This window comes from uncultured Mediterranea sp., assembly GCF_902493215.1.
GTDB lineage: Bacteria > Bacteroidota > Bacteroidia > Bacteroidales > Bacteroidaceae > Bacteroides.
The window spans coordinates 94,844-113,826 of sequence record NZ_CABUOL010000007.1; the positions used below are offsets into that span (position 1 = coordinate 94,844).

Annotated in this window: 12 protein-coding genes; 1 reads left to right on the forward strand and 11 read right to left on the reverse strand. The window is 51.8% G+C overall.

Translation table 11 applies throughout. From position 1 onward, the window contains the following. Positions 1-65: 65 nt before the first annotated feature. The 8 genes from RDO88_RS06305 to RDO88_RS06340 form a co-directional block, all read right to left on the reverse strand. Complete coding sequence (locus RDO88_RS06305; RefSeq protein WP_307758567.1) at positions 66-1,877, reverse strand: beta-N-acetylglucosaminidase domain-containing protein; 1,812 nt, start codon at positions 1,875-1,877, stop codon at positions 66-68. A 285-nt stretch (positions 1,878-2,162) separates the two neighbouring features. Beyond that, complete coding sequence (locus RDO88_RS06310; RefSeq protein ID WP_307758568.1) at positions 2,163-2,957, reverse strand: DUF4469 domain-containing protein; 795 nt, start codon at positions 2,955-2,957, stop codon at positions 2,163-2,165. A gap of 213 nt (positions 2,958-3,170) precedes the next feature. Beyond that, positions 3,171-3,533, reverse strand: coding sequence for a hypothetical protein (locus tag RDO88_RS06315; RefSeq protein ID WP_307758569.1), 363 nt, complete (start codon positions 3,531-3,533; stop codon positions 3,171-3,173). Positions 3,534-3,569: 36 nt separating this feature from the next. Then, positions 3,570-5,195: a RagB/SusD family nutrient uptake outer membrane protein gene (locus RDO88_RS06320; RefSeq protein WP_307758570.1), complete on the reverse strand. Its 1,626-nt coding sequence runs from the start codon at positions 5,193-5,195 to the stop codon at positions 3,570-3,572. Between the two features lie 23 nt (positions 5,196-5,218). After that, positions 5,219-8,503 (reverse strand): SusC/RagA family TonB-linked outer membrane protein, encoded by a 3,285-nt coding sequence (locus tag RDO88_RS06325; RefSeq protein ID WP_307758571.1) that lies wholly within the window; start codon positions 8,501-8,503, stop codon positions 5,219-5,221. A gap of 236 nt (positions 8,504-8,739) precedes the next feature. Beyond that, positions 8,740-9,753, reverse strand: coding sequence for a FecR domain-containing protein (locus tag RDO88_RS06330; protein WP_307758572.1), 1,014 nt, complete (start codon positions 9,751-9,753; stop codon positions 8,740-8,742). A gap of 72 nt (positions 9,754-9,825) precedes the next feature. Further along, entirely contained in the window at positions 9,826-10,422 is a 597-nt protein-coding gene (locus RDO88_RS06335) for an RNA polymerase sigma-70 factor (RefSeq protein ID WP_307758573.1), read from the reverse strand. Between the two features lie 105 nt (positions 10,423-10,527). After that, positions 10,528-11,718 (reverse strand): aminopeptidase C, encoded by a 1,191-nt coding sequence (locus tag RDO88_RS06340; protein ID WP_276825830.1) that lies wholly within the window; start codon positions 11,716-11,718, stop codon positions 10,528-10,530. A 138-nt stretch (positions 11,719-11,856) separates the two neighbouring features. Between RDO88_RS06340 and RDO88_RS06345 the strand changes: the two genes are divergently transcribed. Continuing rightward, positions 11,857-12,705, forward strand: coding sequence for a patatin-like phospholipase family protein (locus tag RDO88_RS06345; RefSeq protein ID WP_307758574.1), 849 nt, complete (start codon positions 11,857-11,859; stop codon positions 12,703-12,705). 519 nt (positions 12,706-13,224) lie between these two features. Here the strand turns inward: RDO88_RS06345 and RDO88_RS06350 are convergent. The 3 genes from RDO88_RS06350 to RDO88_RS06360 all read right to left on the reverse strand — a co-directional run bounded on the left by RDO88_RS06350 (position 13,225) and on the right by RDO88_RS06360 (position 18,948). Next, a complete protein-coding gene (locus tag RDO88_RS06350) occupies positions 13,225-16,194 on the reverse strand; it encodes an AsmA family protein (protein WP_307758575.1) in 2,970 nt (989 codons plus the stop codon). A gap of 82 nt (positions 16,195-16,276) precedes the next feature. Next, positions 16,277-17,881, reverse strand: coding sequence for an MFS transporter (locus tag RDO88_RS06355; protein WP_307758576.1), 1,605 nt, complete (start codon positions 17,879-17,881; stop codon positions 16,277-16,279). Beyond that, complete coding sequence (locus tag RDO88_RS06360; protein WP_307758577.1) at positions 17,878-18,948, reverse strand: efflux RND transporter periplasmic adaptor subunit; 1,071 nt, start codon at positions 18,946-18,948, stop codon at positions 17,878-17,880. Before RDO88_RS06360 ends, RDO88_RS06355 begins: the two co-directional genes overlap by 4 nt. Positions 18,949-18,983: the final 35 nt, after the last annotated feature.

Below are 18,983 nucleotides of genomic sequence, written 5' to 3' on the forward strand. Positions count from 1 at the left end.
GGACAAACACAAAGTTAGGAAGAAACTCCTAACTTTGTGCAATGGATGTTGGAATATGTCTGGATTTAAAATACTGAATTCAGGTTTGTCTGGTTCTGCCCGTTGAACCGCTGGACGGCATTTTCGGAAATGGTGCGGACAAAGGGCTGGATGATGGCGGTGCCGATACTGGCCGGTCGTGTCTCTTGATTGTTCTTTTCGAGGAGCCGTTTCAGCAGACCGATGCGCTTCAGTGCATAGTCAAAGGCTTTTGGGTCGTTCTCTGTTGCCGCTTCTGCCAGCGCCAGCGCTTCCTGTCCCATCTGTGCCCAGAGTCCGAAGGCGGTAATCCAGGGAGCTATTTCGCGGGTAAGGGGCAGGTTGCTTTCTGCCAGCTTCAGTTCGTCGGCAGCCAATGCCATCCGGTCGAATTCGTCTTTCAGTGCCTGCATGTCTTCAGTCTGCCAGTTGCCTGACTGGGTATATTGTTTCACAAAGCGGTCGGCTGCCGGGCGGATACATTCGGATTCGGCTTTGGGGTAATGCGCCTCACCGGTGGCCGAGGAGTGGCGGCAGAAGCAGGCGAAGGCCTCGGCCGCGTCGGGCAGCAGGCTGCGGATGCCTTCGTACCAGGATGCTTCTGCATCATAGGCGCCGGTGTTCCACGTATAGTCGGCCACGCTGTAGAGGGCCAGCTTGGAGGCTTCGGCATATTCCATCGGGTTGGAGACAAAGGCTGATACGTCGGTACGGATGGCGGGGGTGATGCCGCTGACTTCGCCCATCAGGATGCGGTCGTTTGAGAAGTCGGTTACGGGGAAGTTCCACCAGATGTAGGGACGGCGCTTGAGTATGGTCTGTACCCACGTCAGGTTGTCGGCTGTGATGTCCGACAGGGCCCGGTCTCCGGTCCACATGATGTGGACGTCGGCGTCGAGCTTCTCTCCCAAGGTTTCGAGGTAGGCGGTTTCGGGGTGCCAGCGGCTGCGGTTGTAGTCCGAGGGACACATGATGAGCGGCTCTACGTCGCCTTTGGCTTGGATGAAGTTCCGGTTGATGTAGTTCAGCAGGTCGGCCTGCTCTGCGGCGTTTTTCCCCTTGCCGATGTCGTCGAAGAAGACGGCAAAGGCACGGACGCCCAGCCGGTACATGCTTTCGAGCTTGTCCATCAGCTTTCCGCGGTCTTCTTCGTTCCACTTGATGTCCAGTCCCGGATGGACGGCCCATACGAAGTCCACTTCCCGTTCGCGGGCATGGGCCACGAGGCTCTGCAGCTGGCGTGCTTCGGCTTCGGGGTAGGGCTGGCGCCAGCGTGCGCGGTGGTAGCGGTCGTTCTTGGGGCCGTAGATGTAGGTGTTCAGCTTGTGGTCGCTGCAGAAGTCGATGATGCTCATGCGTGCTTCGTGGCTCCAGGGTGTGCCGTAGAAGCCTTCGACGACGCCGCGCCGGGCTACGTCGGGCCAGTCGGTGATTTCCACTTCGGGCAGCGAGTCGCTTGCAGCGGCCTGGGCGATGAGCTGTTCCAGCGTGCGGATGCCGTAGTACAGTCCCCGCCGGTCGTTCCCGGCCACGACGATTTCGCGGCCGCTGACGCTGAGGTAGTATCCTTCGCGTCTCTGGGGTATCTGTTTCTTGTATTTACGGACACTCTCGTCGCCGCGGATGCCGACGCGCAGGGGGAGGCCTTCGCGTCCGAAGCGGTCGGCCGTGCAGCGCAGCAGGGCTCTCAGGGTGTGGGGGCTGAGCCCGTCGGTGCCGATGGGGCTGAAGGTGGCAGGCAGGTGAATCTTTTTTCCACTCTCCACCAGCTGTTGGGGCTGGGGGTGGAGGGTGGTTGCAGCGGCTGCATTCAGCATGCCGAGGCAGATGGTGAGGATGAGGAATGTCAGTCTGTTCATGGAGGATGTCCGTTTTTTTGTCCTTTTTATAGTTAACTTTTAATGTTGTCCTGAAAAACAATCTTTACCTTATGTGGGCTAAACCTTCTTGAAGTTACGTTCTGTTGTCTTATTGTACGTTTCTTTCTTGAGAGATTGGGATTGTCGGGCTGTGCCTTGTCAGATAAAGCGGCTGTCTGCCGCTGGATAGAGTGCTTCTCCACCGTTGGATAAGAAGCTTCTCCACCTCTGGATAAGGAGCCTCTCCACCGGTGGATAAGGGGCTTATCCAGAGCTGGAGAAGGTTTACAGCGGGCTCTCGTCTTGTCCGCCGTCTCCTCCTTCGCCACCCGGCTCGGTACCTCCGGAGGGGGCTTCGCCGATGTAGAGGGTCTTGCTGACGCTGCGGGGTGTCTTCAACAGTTCACGGCTGCTGTACTGTGTGGTGACGGTCAGCGTGTAGGCACCGTCGGCCAGTCCGGCAGGGATGAGGAAGATGAGACGCGAAGGTTCGTTCAGGGCTATCATGTCGTCGGTGATGCGGGTCACTTTTCCCTCGGCGTCGGTCAGCGTGATGCCTACGGCGGGGTCTGTTCCGGCAATCTTGATGCGCTGTCCCGTCAGGGTGTAGTTGCGTCCGGCCGTGGCGGTGAAGCCCGGCGCGCGGGTGGCGGTATCGGTGCCTCCGGCCACGTACATGGTGCTGCCCTTTTCGCCCACGATGTTCACCGTGGTGGCCTGTATGGCCTCGCGCAGCTCCTTGCCCTGCGTCAGCGAGATGTAGACCGAGTTCCGTTCGGGGTCGAAGACGTTGTTCTCCACCGTTCCGGTGAACTGGGCCACGGCGCTGAAGAGTCCGGTGTTCACGCGATAGCCCGTCAGGAGCAGCTTCTTCAGGACGCGCTGTTCCAGGTTGATGACGGCCTCGACGGTCTCGCGTTCCAGTCCGGGATTGATTTCCATGATTTCGCTGATGAGGCGCTGCTTGTCCGCCGTACCGGCGCTGACGAGGGTCAGTATCTTGTCGTCCTTGTTGTCTGCGGTCACGGTGTTGTCAGCCAACTGGGCGTTCAGTGTGTATTTGATGTCGGTTGTTGCCATGATACAATATTTTTAATGGTCGTTAATAGATAAATTGGGTTGTTTTAATAAAAATCAACATCACTATCCTTCAAAATACGCGTCCGCTCTTTCGAAGGGATAGAAGAGAAAACATTTTGAATATACACCAGTCAGGATAGAGAGATTTAATATCCTGACTGGTATCATATGTTTTATTTTAATACTTTATAAATATTTTTACTTTAAAACTATTTAATTCTTTGCTATATTCTCAATAGTGGTTTGATTATTTATCAAAATTAGTGTACGTCCATCTTCTTTCAAGAAGAATTTTTCTTGCACCCTCAACGTATCGTCAATTATAATTTCCAACTGCGTGGACTGAGGACGAGGTGCCAATGATTTGACGTTCCCTGTGCGAAACATAAGTATATGCTCCGTAATAGAATCGTTCGCATTGTTGTATTCAATCATTTTCAGCGAACTAACAGAATTCAAATCAAATACTCCTCGCTCATAATCAACGGTATATAATCTTTCTTCATCATCTTGACAAGCTGTATTTACGAACAGGCAGGCTACAAAAAGCAGCACAAAGTTGAATATCTTTTTCATTGTTACAAAACTTTTTAGTAATGAAAATACGTTTACTTATTGTTCCCAGCCCGGATTCTGCGGAAATTCGGCTCCTGTATTGGAGTCAATCACACTCTGCGGAATGGGCCACAGGAGGAACTTGTCGTCCCAACGAGGAGTAACCCGGTCATTGTACTTCACGGAACGTTCTTTCAGTATACCCAGACGGCAGAGGGTGAAGCGGCGCAGTTCCTCGCCGGCCAGTTCACGGATACGCTCGTCTGCCAGGAAGTCCTTTGTTACGTCGTCAGCCGAAATTTCGGAAGCATGGGCACGGCGGCGTACTTCGTTGATGGCTTCGGCAGCTCCCTTTGCGTTTCCTTGGTTCATCCGGGCTTCGGCCAACAGCAGATAGGTCTCGGCCAGGCGGAACTTCATGCGGTCTTTGGTATTGCCACCGTAACCTTCGTCGCCACCACGTCCGATGACGCCATAGAAGAATTTCGTAATGGCCGGACAAAGCTTGCCGGCTTGCCAAAGGTCATCGGTCATTTCACAAGGCTTGCCATAAGTTTCCGGTACATCAGGGTTATTGTAATACCAATGGCGTTTGATGTTATATTCAGAGTTACGGATATCTGTATCCTCAAAGAAGTGGCTGTCGTTGCCAATCCACCAAGGCAGCCCCATGAGCTGGGCCAATCCGCGTCCGCCTAAAGAATCGGCAATCTGGAAACCGGGAATATCCCAGTATTTGGGTACCCAGGCGCGTTTCGTCCAGTCTTCCGACTCATCGCCACCGCCGATGACGTTATATTCCAACTGCATCACCCAGATAGACTCTTTGTTGTCCGATGTACGATTCTGATTATTTTCCTTAAAAAGATCAGAGAACACATCGCCTGGTTCTTTGGTTTGTGTACCGAAACGCTCCTTCATCAGGTGGAAGTAGCCGGAATTGATGACCTGTTCGGCTGCATCTTCAGCTTCGGCGTTCATGCCGGCCATCAGATAGACTTCGCTCAACAGATGCAGGGCAGCCCATTTGGTCAGACGGCCCGGTAGTACGGCATCCGGATCTTTAGGAAGGTTTTCTGCGGCAAATTTCAAGTCATCAATCATGTGACCCAATACCTCATCCTTTGGTGTACGAGTGAAGTCGATACGGAAATCACGTTCCACCTTGTCCACATACGGCACGTCGCCATACAGATAAACCAAGTAACGGTAGGCGTATGCGCGGAAGAAACGGGCTTCGGCCTGGAAACCTATTTTGTCTGTTGGTTTGTCCCATGCCACATCAGGATGTTCTGAATATTCCAATATAAGGTTGGCATTGGAGGCCAATCCGTAGCCAAACTCCCACCATGACTTGATAAAAGAAGTCTGTGGTGTATACGACAGATTATCGAACACTTGCAACGTACCGTCATTGTGCCCGGTGTTGGCCAGGTCGGTACCTATCTGGAGTACTTCGTAAGGCGTGGCACCTCCGTGGCTGTAAGAATTACCTTCACCGCCCCAGCAATTCCATTCCGAACGGCAATATTCATACAGGCCGGTGATACCCACTTCAAAACCATGAGTACTAGTATACGTGTTGCTTGGAGCGAGCGAACCTTTCAGGTTTTCGTCTAGAAAATCTGAACAACTACTCAATGCGAGTAGGGAAGCAATGGCTATATATCCTATCTTTTTCATTTTCATATCTTGTTAAGTTTTATTTAGAATGTTACGTTAAGTCCGAACATGTAGGAGCGATTGGTGGGGTAGCCGTAGTACATGTTGTCGGCATCAAGGTTGGTCGTATTATCCATATTGCTGAACGAACAAAGGTTGTTGACACTCACGTTGATGTTCACTCCTTGGATACCCATGGCCTTCACCCATTTCTTCTCCAGATCATAACCGAAGGTGATGTTCTTCACCGTCACATAGCTCACTTTGGAGTAGAATGAATGTTTATCATACGGAGTATAGATCAGCGAAGTCACCTTGTTGCTGTGGTTTTCCGGTGTCCAGTATTCCATGCCGCTGATATAGTTGAAACGCATATCCCAACGTTCCAGATTCAAGTCATGACGTTCTTTCCATTGACCGAATACACCGTTCAACAAGAACGACAGGGAAAAATTTTTGTACTTGAATTGGTTACTCATAGACATCAAGAAACTCGGTGTCTTGGAACCGATGATTTTCTTGTCAGCAGCTGTAATACGGCCGTCTCCGTTCACATCCTCCAGCTTGGCCGAACCTGGCTTCGCACCGGCTTGTATCTCTTTACCTTCCTCATTGTAGAAACCTTCTTTAATGGTCACCTTACCATCACTTCCTACAATTTTCTCCGCTTTATATCCGGAATCATCATATTGCCAAACTCCCACTACATTATAGTCATAGAAAACTCTTAGCGGTTTACCGATGAACCATTTGTTGTCGATGTCATCCTTACCGTCTCCACGTAAATCAACAATTTTATCTCGATTCAAGAAAAAGTTCAAGTTAGTATTCCAAGTAAAATCTGGAGTCTGGATATTTACGGAGTTCAAGTTGATTTCTACACCTTTGTTACGGGTTTGGCCGATGTTGTCCATGATACTGCTGAAACCATTCATCACCGGTACCTTACGGCTCATCAATAGATCTTTGGTATTGGCTACGTAAGTTTCGATGCTACCACTCAGGCGTTCACCAAAGAAACTGAAATCGATACCGAGATTAAAACTATGGGTAGTTTCCCATTTCAAATTGGGGTTACCCACGCTTCCAAATCCCATATAACTGCCATTTACACCGGTAGTCCCGTCACCCCAAATATATTTGGAAGTACTCAAGCGGTCCAGCGTTTGGTAAGCACTGATGGCTTGGTTACCATTACTACCGTATGATAAACGTAACTTCAACATGTCTACTCCTTTATCGCGTGCTTTTTCCATAAAGTCTTCTGAACTGATGTTCCAAGCTACGGCAGCCGAGGGGAAGAAGGCATACTTGTTATTGGCACCGAAAGCCGAGTAACCGTCTGCACGTCCCGTCAAGGTTAACATGTAGCGGTTGTCGAAGTTATAGTTGGCACGAAGCATGTAAGACAAAGTGGAGGTTTCCGTCAGGCCTGAAGTTATTTTGATATTTTTCTCACCGGCATTCATGTTGTGATATTCAGAATCATCGTTCACGAAACAGTCGGCACTCTGCTTGGCGTTCTGATCTGAGGTTTGTTGCATACTGAATAGTCCTGTTAAATCTATTTTATGCTTACCAAACTGGTTGTTATAATTCACCAAGTTTTCCCAAGTATAGTCGGAATATTGTCTGTTGTAGATAGAAGCACTACCTTCGGAATTCTTTCCACTCAATGTGTTGCGGCCGTAATAAGAACCTTCGAAGGAATTACGATAGTTATAACCGAAATTTGTACGATAACTTAGTCCTTTAACCGGCAACTTGATTTCTGCAAACGCTGACAGAAACAGATTACGATAGCGATTATCAGTTGTTGCATTAATGTTAGCCATCGGATTAGAAAATAATGTTTCTTGCATCGGATAGTCAACATAGTTGCCAGACTCATCCAAGAACTTTCCATAAGGACTCATTTTCAGAGCTGCTTCCAGACTGGGTTGGTTCTTGTCTACGTCTTTGTCGACAAATTGCGTACCGATACCTATTTTTAACCAAGCATTGAAATCCTGTACCACATTCAACGACAGATTGGTACGACGAATACCTGTGTTTTTCATTACACCCTCTTGCTTCAGATTGGAAATGGTGGCTGAATATTGAGTAGCCTCCGTTCCACCAGTGACACTTACTGTGTGACGATTGGTCAAAGCGTTGCGGAACACTAAGTCCTGCCAGTCTGTGCTAATACCTGCGTTGTAAGCTTCGAGTTCTATAGGGTGCAAAATGTTTTCAGGAGCCAGTTGATCACCTTCCCATCCCAATTTCTCGCGATTGTATTCTTGTCGCATTTGAAGATATTCGGGTCCATCCATTAAGTTCAATCGACTTTGAGTCTGCTCCAGACCTATCTGTCCTTTATACGTTACTTGCGGCTTGCCTTGTTTTCCTTTTTTCGTCTGAATCAGGATGACACCGTTCGAACCGCGAGAACCATAGATGGCGGCTGAAGAAGCGTCCTTCAGTACAGAAAGGCTTTCAATGGTTTCAGGGTCTATATCACCCAGCGAACCGTTGTAAGGAATACCGTCCAATACGATAAGAGGCGTATTGCTGGCAGTCAATGAGTTTATACCGCGTACACGAAGCGATTGTTCTTCACCCGGACGGGCATTGGAAGTCGTGATGCTTAATCCCGGTACTTGTCCGGCCAGTTTGTCCAACAGGTTATTGCTGGTCACCATCTCCAACTGCTCAGCATTGACAGAGGTGATACCACCTGTCAGGTCGGATTTACGTTGGGAACCATAGCCAACTACTACCACTTCGTCCAGCATTTCTGCATCTTCCACCATCGTGATGTTCATCGGTTTTTGAGAGGCCTTTACTTCGAGCGTCTTGTAACCAATGTAAGAGATTTCAAGAGTAGCATTGTCGCCTACTTCCAAAGCAAAATTACCATCTATGTCCGATACAACTCCATTGCTGGTTCCTTTTTCTTTGACAGCAGCACCTATGACAGGCATGCCGGTAGCATCAACAATTGTACCTTTTACTTTACCTGCTTGGGCTGGAGCTGCATTTTGCACCGCTTTGCGTACAATGATTTTCTTGTCGCGTATTTCATACGTCAGATTGTCCTGTCCTTGCAGAATCTGGTTGACAACTTCTTCGATGGAAGCCTTTTCGGCAGACAGGGAAATTTTCTTTCCTGTGTTCACATCTTTTGATGAGAATACGAAGGAATAACCAGAGGCTTTTTTCAGTTCTTCCATTGCCTCCTTAACGGTTATATTTCTGTTTTTCAATGTGATGTCTTGGGCGTATGCCGTCAGGTTGAGGCAAAATGCCGCCCCGGCTATTAAAATAGCCTTTTGGATGCAATTCATAAAATTCTCTTTGATTTAATGATTATTACTAGATTCAGGTCACCCGATTTGGGGAGTTTTGTGTATTTTTGCATGCTTCTCCAAATGCAAGTGAGGTTTCGCTGTGGCTTGGGGAATTTTCAAGGGGGGATGTGGCCGCATCCTCCTTTTTTATGCAAGCCTTTCTGTTGCTCGGATTCTATCCGGAAAGGGATTGTGTCATGGCGTTTTCTTTTTTTCTAAGGTTTTACATCGGGTTAGTATAGAATATATATTCCTTTTTCTTTTTTATATCTCATCCGGTCGGTAGAGGCGATGGTTTCCAAAACCTCTTCAATGGTATTTCCTGTTATTTTGAAGCTGCCATAGAATCGGCGGTTACGTAGTGAATCGGCTACCTGTATCTTTACGTCGAAGTTACGCATCAGTTTTTTGGCAATGTCTGCCAGTAACTCTTCGTCGAAGAAGAGTTCGTCCTGAGTCCATATCTTGGAGTTCTGCACTTGCGTATGTGTAGTCGTCATTTCGCCGGTCAGTTTGTTCAATGTCATTTTCTCATTGGGCTGTAGGTATAACGTTTCTTCCTGCCTGAGGTGATTGCTCAGTTTTACCTTGCCTTCGAGGAGTGATACACTGGCTTCGGAGTCGTCCGTGTAGTTCTTGAAGTTGAACTGGGTACCCAGTACTGTCACATCGACTTCCTGTGTGTGGATGGTGAAAGGTAACTCTTCGTTGTGTGATACTTCAAAGTAGCCTTCTCCTTCCAATTTCAGATGGCGGTTGTTGATGCCGAAACCTTGGGAATAGGTCAGGCGGGAGCAGGCATTGAGCCACACCTGCGTACCGTCGGGTAAATACATGCAGGTACGTGCGCCAACGGGAGCTTCGATGACAATGTCGGCGAATGCGTTTTGCATGTTCTGTTTTCCGCCCCAATAGCCGGCCAGCGGCAGAACCAGAATCAGGATGGCGGCTGCAATGCGCCAGAAGTATGGAATGAGCGGTTTCTGTTTTTGCGGGTGGTTTTCTGACGTCTGTTCCTTGATTCGTTTTTTGAATCGGAGGAATGCCAGTTCGGCATCGGGTTGTTTGGGGCCGTATAAGGTACCTGAGGCGTACCACAATTCAATCCGGTTGCGTATATAGATGCGGTATGTGTCCGATTCGAGGCTCCATCGCTTCAATTGTTCGATGCAGTCTTTGTCGGCTTGGCCTGAAATGTATTGGTCTATCAGGCGGTCTATCTCTATATGTGATTCTTTGTTTGGCATCCGTTTTTCAAGTGTTTCTATAGTGAAGACAAATATTTGAGTGTCGAGGGTAGTGACATCTGCGTTTTTTTTTCAGATTTTGGTGAAAAAATAGAGCAGGAGAACTTCCAGATAGGGAGCCATTCGCTTTTGCAAATAGTCTAAAGCGTTCTTAATGTGATACTTGACGGTGTTTACCGAAATGTTGAGTTCAGAAGCTATTTCTTCGTACTTTTTTTCTTCGAACCTGCTTTTCTTGAAAACCGTCCGGCAGGCATCCGGCAATTCTTCGATGCTTTGCCGCAATTGAGCTTCCAGTTCTTGGGTAAGCAGATGTTCCAGAGGGTACTCGTCGGAAGGGAACAGGTTTTCGATGAGTTGCATGTTTTCGGGGAGCAGATAGGACGAACAGTTTTGTTCCATCCGATGGGCCAGCGAGTTCAGTTCATTCAGGCAACGGTTGCGGACAGCACGCAACAGATAATTGCGCAATGGCCCTGTTATTTCGATCTCGGCGTGGTGTTCCCACAAGTAGAAGATGACATCGTCCACCATTTCTTCGGCAAGGGAAGCATCGTTGGTCAGTTGGGTGGCGAAGCGGCATAGCAGTGCATAATGCTGCTCGTAAAGGTGTCTGAAAGCCTTTTCGTCCCCCTTCTTCAGCTGTCTTTTGATGAATGTCTCTTCCATAGATGCATTTTTACGAAAGGCAAATGTAGTGAAAAAACGTTGTAATAAAAGTAAAGGGCATCAAATCTTTTTTGATGCCCTTTATCCTGCGGATGGTGTTTGTCCTTATTTGATGCCCAGCTTGGCCTTGATTTCAGCAGGCACGGCATCCTTGTGTACCAGGATGTTCATCGTCTTGTAAGCAACGAAAGCTTTCGATGCATACCAGATGCCTTTGTACTTGCCGCTCAGGCCCCAGGAGTTCTTCACCATGAAGTATTCCTTGCCCGTCTGGTCTTTGGCGATACCGTAGATCACCATGCCGTGGTCGTCGGTCGTCTCCCAGTTGTCGAAAGCCGTCTGGCGCATTTCCTGCGTCACTTCCACTTCGGGCAAGGGGCGTGAAGTCAGTTCCTTGCGTTTGTCCGTAGCGGTCATGCCTGTCCAGCGGGCCATGTCGCTGCCTGTCAGTTCGGCACCGCGGGCTGCGTCGGGCATCACGGCAATACCGTCGCGTGTAAAGCCCTGCTCGCTCACGTCACTGCCCCATGCGAAGGTGTAGCCGGTGCGGATGGCGTTGTCCATCACGGCCATCAGCTCGTCGATGGGCAGGTTGTAGGACAGACCGTTACGCCAGTTGTCCTGAATCTCGATGGAGAACTGGGTGTAGAACGGATGGTGCGTGTACGAAGTCAGTGAAACATAGTCGTCGGGGTTGATGCCCAGACTGGCTGCAAAGCTCTTCGGAGTGTACTCTGTACCCTCGTAAGTGAACTTCTCGGGACATTTGCCCAGATAGGTGTCATAGATGGCGCTGATGCCGTTCTTCCATACGGGAGTCAGCTTGCTGAATCCGCCCTTGCCGATGGCTCTTACATAGGCGCCGGCCACGGCATCCAGTTCGTTGTGTACAGGCAGCGTGTCGCCGTACATGATGCCCGGCATGGCTTCCTGCGGTACGAGACCGTAGTGCTTCATGCAGTACATGATGTCGTAGAAGCTTCCGCCCGGCGAGAAGGAAGCGTCGCCATGGTAGCGCACGTAGTTGACGGCACGGTCTACCATCGTGTGGTGTACGACGAACATCTCGGACAGGTCGTAAGTGCCTTTGCCCAGACGCAGCAGTTCGCTTTCGAGGAAGCCGAGGCTGGAGAAGCTCCAGCACGTGCTCGAGCGGTTCTGGTTCTTGATACTGGTGATGGGGTTCTCCTTAACGGTAGTAAACACGAAACCCTCTTCCTTGGGTTCGGTCTTCTTCTTGGCCGACATGTCGAAGGCCAGCAGGGCCAATGCGGCGATGAGGATAGTTTTTTTCATCATGATTAAATTATTAAGAATATTCTATTGCTGGTGGCAAAGATAGTGTTTTTCTTCCGAACCGCATCCTGTCTGCTGAAAAGATAGTGGGAATATGGGGAAGAAAAGCTATCTTTGGGCATCAAATCGAGGTGGAATATGGAGAAAAAGATACAGATAGATCCTCAGACGTCCCTCGTGCTCGAGGGAGGTGGCATGCGGGGCGTGTTCACCTGCGGCGTGCTGGACTGCTTTATGGACCGCGGCATCCGCTTCCCTTACGTCATCGGGGTGAGTGCCGGAGCCTGCAACGGCCTGTCCTACATGTCGGGACAGCGCGGGAGGGCCAAGTTCAGCAACATCGACCTGCTGCAGAAATATCATTATATAGGCCTGAAGTATTTGTGGAAGAAGCGCAACATCATGGATTTCGACCTGCTCTTCCATGATTTCCCCGAACAGATTCTGCCTTACGACTACGAGGCCTATTTCAACAACCCGGCCCGCTACGTCATGGTGACGACCAACTGCCTGACGGGCGAGGCCAACTACCTGGAGGAGAAGCGGCGGAAGGAGCGGGTGATAGACATCGTCCGTGCATCAAGCAGCCTGCCTTTTGTGTGCCCCATTGTGCGGGTGGACGGTATACCGATGCTCGACGGCGGCATAGTGGACAGCATTCCGCTGGCCCATGCGCTGGCCGACGGCTGCACGAAGGCCGTCGTGGTGCTGACCCGCAACGCGGGATATCGCAAGAAGATTCAGGGTACGCGCGTCCCTTCCTTTATATATAAGAAATACCCGCTCCTCCAGCAGGCCATCAACCGCCGTAGTGTGGTCTACAACGAGCAGTTGGACCTGGTGGAGCGGCTCGAAACGGCGGGGCAGGCGGTCGTCATCCGTCCCCAACAGCCCGTGCAGGTGGACCGCATCGAGCGCGATGTGCGCAAGCTGACGGCGCTCTACGACGAAGGTTACCGTTGCGGCATGGAGTTGGAGTGTATCTGAGCACTCCATGGCGCGTTTGTCATTTTGACACTTTGTATTTTCTGTTGCCCGAGAATCGCTTCTTTCGGGCCGGAGGCAGGTATGGTTGGAAAGAACGGAACGATTTTCTGCAATCCGCTCATAGATAGATTGATAGCGAAATCCTTACATTTGAAACAGAAGAAAACGGGGAGGAAAAACACACTCTTCGGATGCTTTTCGGGTAAAATACGGAGGCGAATCGGCAGAAAATGCACTTTCTGTCGGTAGAATTCCCAGTTTTTGGCGGTAAGATGCCTACTTTTTGTCCGTCACATTCCTACTTTTTGATGCAAGAAAGCAATGTTTTGGGGTGGAAAAAGCAATGTTTTCTTCCACAAGATGGGATGTTGCGGCGGGTAATCGGCGCTGTTTGGCGGTTTTTGATGGAGGGAGGTGTAAGTGGAAACGGTTGCTTTCAGTGCGTTTGGTAAGCGGAACAGGGAGAATACTGTCATTCTGTCCGTACAGAAACAGCCTTCTCCCTGCCCAGCCGGAGGATTACTTTCGTTGCATCACCCGCCGGAAGTCCTTGACTATCTGCTCGCCCATGTTGACGATGGTGCTGTCTACCTTGCGTATCTCGACCGGCGTGACGGCGTCCTTGTACTTTGCTTTGCCCATGCCGAACTTCATCTTGTCCAGATTACCCCGTATGTTCAGCCCCAGTTTGAAGGGGATGGGCGACTTCAGGATGGAGATGTGGTAGTCGAAGTTCATGTCGAGGTCCTGTGTGCCGCCCACAGCCGCACGATAACGATCCATCTCGATGACGAAAGGATAGACGGTGACGTTGCCGTCCTTCACGCTGATGTTCACCGAGATGCTGTCTATCATGTTCTTCTCCTTGTTCTTGAAGAGGAATTTCTTGGAGATTTCGGCAAAAGTTTCGCCGTCCATCAGTACGAGGCTGTCGCCTTTGATGTGGATGGCCGACCGTAACGACGGTATTTTGATGTTGAGGCAGGAGTCGAGACGCGTTTCTGCCGCCACGTCGAAGTCTACCGTCCCCTGGAAAGAGCGGAGCATGGGCACGATGCTGTCCAGCGAGGGGGCAAAGTCTACCAGCTTGGAGATGTCGATGTTGTGCAGGCGGAAGTCGAAGCCGGCATATCCGCGCTTGCGCTGGCGAGCCTGATAGATGAGGGTGGTGCGCATTTCAGCATCCATTCCCCGCATGGACAGCTCCTTGAGGTGCACGGCCTGGTTGCGTACGTCTATGTCGCCGCGCACGTCCTCGAATACCATCTTGCCGTAGCGCACGCGGCGCAGGCGGGTGGTCAGCTCGAAGTCCACGTTCTTGGGCACGACGAACAGCTCGAGGTTGGTGGCGGTTGTGTCTGCCTCGGCCTGCAAGGTGTCGGTGGGGAAGGAAAGCGAACGGATCAGCTGGTTGCAGTTCAGATTGTTCGACGTCAGCTCCAACTTGGCTCGCAGGGGCTTGTGGTGGTGCATGGCGCCGTAGAGGTCGTAGACGGCTCCCGTAGCTGTCAGGTCCGAACGGCCGATGCGCATGGTGGCGTTGCGCAGGCTGATGGTGCGGTTACCCACAGTGAGCGAAGTTTTCAGCAGGCGGATGGGCAGGGCACACATTGGTGTGGATACTTTCATGCGGTTGAAGCCTACGATACCTTTGGGTACCCAGAAGGAGTCGCGCACCTGTTCGGCCGTAACGCCGATACCTGCCTTGTCCATTCCCAGCTTGGTGTCGCCCATGCGGCAGAACAGGGTGTCGGCCTGCAGGGCCAGTCCTACCTTGGGACGGGCCGGATTACGTTCGCCCGGCTGTAGCTTGACCGTACCGGTAGAGCGTCCGCAGAAGACGCCCAGCGAGTCGGCCAACCGTGCTTTCAGCCGGTTCATCTCCAGCTTGCACTCCACGTTGGCTATGCGGGTGGTGTCCTGTGGGTTGGTACTGGTCACGGTAGCGGTCAGGTTGTCGAGGGCCGACTCCAGGCCGGGGGCGCGCAGGTTCATGTCTTTTATCTGGATACGTGCTCCCAGCTTGTCGTTTCCCATAAAGGCCAGCGAGGCGTTGCTGGTAAACTCGAAGTTGCGGAGGCTGTCTTTCAGTATCAGTCCGTCGGTCGATAGCTTTCCGCCTATCTTGATGCGTCCCAAATCTTTGTTCTTCAGCGATGACAGGCGGCAGCGCAAGCGTACGTCGGCATCCATCTTGCCCTGTATGCTGATGCCTTTCTGCAAGGGGAAGGCTTGTGCCAGTGCAGTCAGGTCGACGGTAGAGCGGGTATGGAAGCTGATGTCGGGGTCGCCCAGGAGGTCGTCCACGCGGGCATCAGCCAAGATATCTGTATGGGCACCCTTGAAGTGGAAAATCTTCAGGTCGGCATACGAGGATTGCCGTTTCGTCAGATCCACTTGTCCGAAGAAGTCGGCGGTTATCTCGTCGATACCGTAGGGCATTCCTTCGTAGTGGGCCGAAGCCTGGTTGATATTCACCGTCAGTGTGGCCAGCGGCATGTGTCCCTTTCCGTAAAGTCCCTTCAGCGTGCCGTTAACGATGACTTCTCCTTTGGCGTCGAGGGTCTCTTTCTTGAGTATACTTTGAGGAATAAGGCCGATGACCGTTTCCAGTGAAGGGGCATGCAGGCTGTACTGCATGTCTACGTCGGCAGCCCGCTCCACCGTGTCGCGGCGCAGGGTCCCTTTCAGGTCAAGTTCCAGCCCGTTGACGTCCAGCAGGGCGTTGTTCAGGCTTAGGGTGCGTTGTTGGCGGTTCAGCTCCAGGTCGGCCTGCAGGCGGGTTGATACGCGGTTCACGAGCAGTTCTCCTTCCTGCCAGAAGAGGACGTTGCGGTTGCTGAAGTCCACTTTCAGCATGGAGTGTCCCCGTTGCAGGCGGGCTTGCAGGGCGAGGTTGGCATCCCAAAGGTTGGCGAATACACGTGCCTGACGGTCGTCAAAGGTCACGGTGGCATGGCGTAAGGCCACACGCCTGATGTCTATTCCGCCGGGGGCCAGCCGTGTAGTGTCGGTTGTAGCCGTGTCGGCCGTTTCGGTCGTGGTGCTGTCGGGCATAATGTCCCAGTTGGCACGGCCTTCCTTGTCGATGTGGGCGTATACCCGTGCGCTGTCCACCGTCAGGCGATAGACGGTTATTTTCTTTTGTGTCAGATAGTCGATGGGGTTGACTACCAATACAGCCTTTTTGAAAGACATCAGCGTGTCGCGGCGTTGCCACAAGGTGTCGCGCAACGCTTTCGAAACCAGTGTCCCGTCTTCCATCCTCAGTCCGAAACGCGGGAAGGTGGAGAAGAATGTCAGGTCTACACTACCCAGATTTACGCGGGCATTCAGACTGCTGTTGGCCGTCTGCACGACGACGGGTGTCAGCTTTTCGGGTGTAAATACGAAATGGATGGCCAGCGTGATGGCAACCGTCACTATGAGGAGAAGGCTGCCGAGGCTGATGCCTGTTATCTTCAATACTTTCTTGGCTTTCTTGTTCATATTATTGTCAGCTTTGTAATGGAATGTAAAGGTAACAATAATATTTTACCTGTGGTTTGGAGCAGGCCCTTTTTTTGTCTGGTTATACCATGTCCTCACCCATACGGATGACAGGTACACGTACGGTCTTATGGAACGGAATGAAGCGCGAAACGATGGCAATGACCAGTGTCACCAGGAAAAGCCACCCCAGGATGTGCTTCAGGGCCAGTAGCGTGCTTTGTTGTTGCAGTACGTTGTAGAGCGTGTTGGTGGCCAGTTGCGTGGCTTCGTCCATACCGTGCCCTTGGGCCAGACTGCTGCTCAGGGTCGACTGCCAGCGTGCGGCGGCCAGCGGGTCGGTGGCTGTCAGGGTTTCGGATAGTTCCACCATATATTTCTGCTGCAGGCGGTAGAGTGCGTTGCTGTAGAAGGCCGAGGCAATGACAGGTGTCAGCACCGAACGGAAGGTAATGAGGAAGAAAGCATTGGAAAGCAGGTACTTGGGTGGCAGGTCTTCGACGGCAAAGAGGGCGAAGGCGATAATCAGCGTCAGCATACCCAGCCCGCGGAGGAACATGGGCAAGTAGAGCATTTCGTACGTGCTGTCCGGCGAAATGCCGAAGTAGAGCATGCCGAAGAACAGGACGAAACACATCATCCCTCCGGCTATAAGGAAACGGAAGCGCCACCGTTGCCAGCGGAACCACCAGAAGCAGATGAAGGCTCCCAGCAGATAGCCCGGCAGCAGCCAGACGTAGAGTGTGTAGGTGTGCATGTTGTCCACGCGCAGGATGGTAGTAAGGTAGCTGGTGAGCAGGCTGGTGGATGTGCTGAAAAACATCACCATCATCATATAGAAGTAGCCCACGATGGCTTTCCATTGGAAAAGCGGCTTCAGGCTGACGTAGGGGCGCGGGGAATGGAACTGCTCCCACAGGAAGATGGCTACCAGCAGCGGGGCAACGACGATATAGAGGCGGATGCGTGTGGAGGCCATCCAGTCGAGGGTCTTGCCGTAAGTGATGACATAGATGAGCATCAGCACGCCGGTAGCGATGATGAGCATTTCGCGTGCGTGCAGCTCTTTCCAGGGAATGGGCCGTGAGGGGCGGTCGTGACGGAAAAAGACGATGACGCCCAGTATGGCAGCCAGCAGGAGCAGCATCATGAAGTAGTACATATACTTCCAGTCGTAATGGTCGGCCAGCAGGGCGGTGATGACCATCGAGAGCTGTCCGCCTCCGAATACCAGCGGATAGAAGTAGGCATAAAACTCGCTGCGGATGTCCTTGGGACTGAAAATGAACTTGATGCGGCGGATGATCCACAGCATGAGGAAACCTTTCAGGAAACCGATGATGAAACTGGCAGCGATGACCAGCTCGATATCCGACTGGCGGGCACAGAACCAGCTGAGGAAGAATTGCAGTGTAAGGTCAGTGAGCAGCAGCGATTTGCCCGAAAGAGCTCCCAGTATCTTGGGTACGATGGGATAGGATACGGCCATACCTGCTGCGGCGGCATAGTAGCCGATGGTGATGTCCTCGGTATAGACGCCCAGTGTGTTCGATACTTCCACCATGCTGCCCGTATACGTACCGTTCAGCATGGCAATGGGCAGCATGATGAGGAAGACGGTAGCAATGGCCACGCGGTCGGGAACCCACGGCCGGGCTGGAATTTCGAGTTCGCGGGCTGTTTTCATTTCTTCTTCAGCGCTTCGGTTTCTACCATCATGCCTGCACGCAGCAGCCCCATACTTGCCTCGTCCACGTCGTCCAGGTCGATACGGACGGGGATGCGTTGCTGTACCTTCACGAAATTGCCGGCAGAGTTGTCGGTAGGCACGAGCGAATACTTGGAACCGGTTGCTTCGGAAATGGCTGTTACATGTCCGTGGAGCACACGCCCCGGCAGGCCGTCAACTTTGATCCGTACGGGCTGGCCGATGTAGATGTTGGCAATCTGTGTCTCGCGGTAGTTGGCTGTAATCCATTTGCCCGACTGGCGTACTATGTACGACAGAGTCTGCCCGGCACCGACGTATTGTCCTGCTTCCAGGGTACGCCGGCCCATGTATCCGCTGTAGGGAGCGGTTACTACGGTGTACGACAGGTTCAGGTCGGCCAGGTCGAGGGCAGCCTCGGCGCGCAGGATACTTGCTTCTGCGTTCACTTGCTTCTTGTTGGCTTCGTCGTATTGCGAGTGGGCGGCTTCCTTCTGGCGGAGCAAGGCCTCATAGCGGGCGCGGGCTGCTTCATAGTTGGCCTTGGCCTGGTCGAACTGCTGTTCGGGGACGGATTCTTCCTTCAGCAACCGTTCGTAGCGATGGAAATCTTGTTCCGCTTGCCACAGTTTGACTTTAGCTTCGGCCAGGTTGGCATCTTGTTCGGCGATGCGGGTGTGCGAAGTACGTATGCCCGAAGTCAGTACGTCGCGTGAGCCCCGGGCATCGAGCAGTGCGGCTTGGGCTTCCTTTTGTCGGATGAGGTATTCGCGGTTGTCAAGTACAACGAGTGTGTCGCCGGCATTGACATACTGATGTTCCTTGAAACGTACTTCCTGAATGTAGCCGGCTACCCGAACGTTGACCGGAGCGATATATTGGTCGACGAAGGCATCGTTGGTGATTTCGTAGCTGATGTATCGCCAGAAGTAATGCGCAGTCCAGGTGAGTCCCGATCCGGCAATCAGGATGCACACGATGTTGAGGAATATGTTGCGGCGTTTCTGACGTTTCAGCCGACGGTATTTCAAGTGTAATGCGGACATTGAAGGTAAGGTTTTAATGGTTAATGGTCAATATG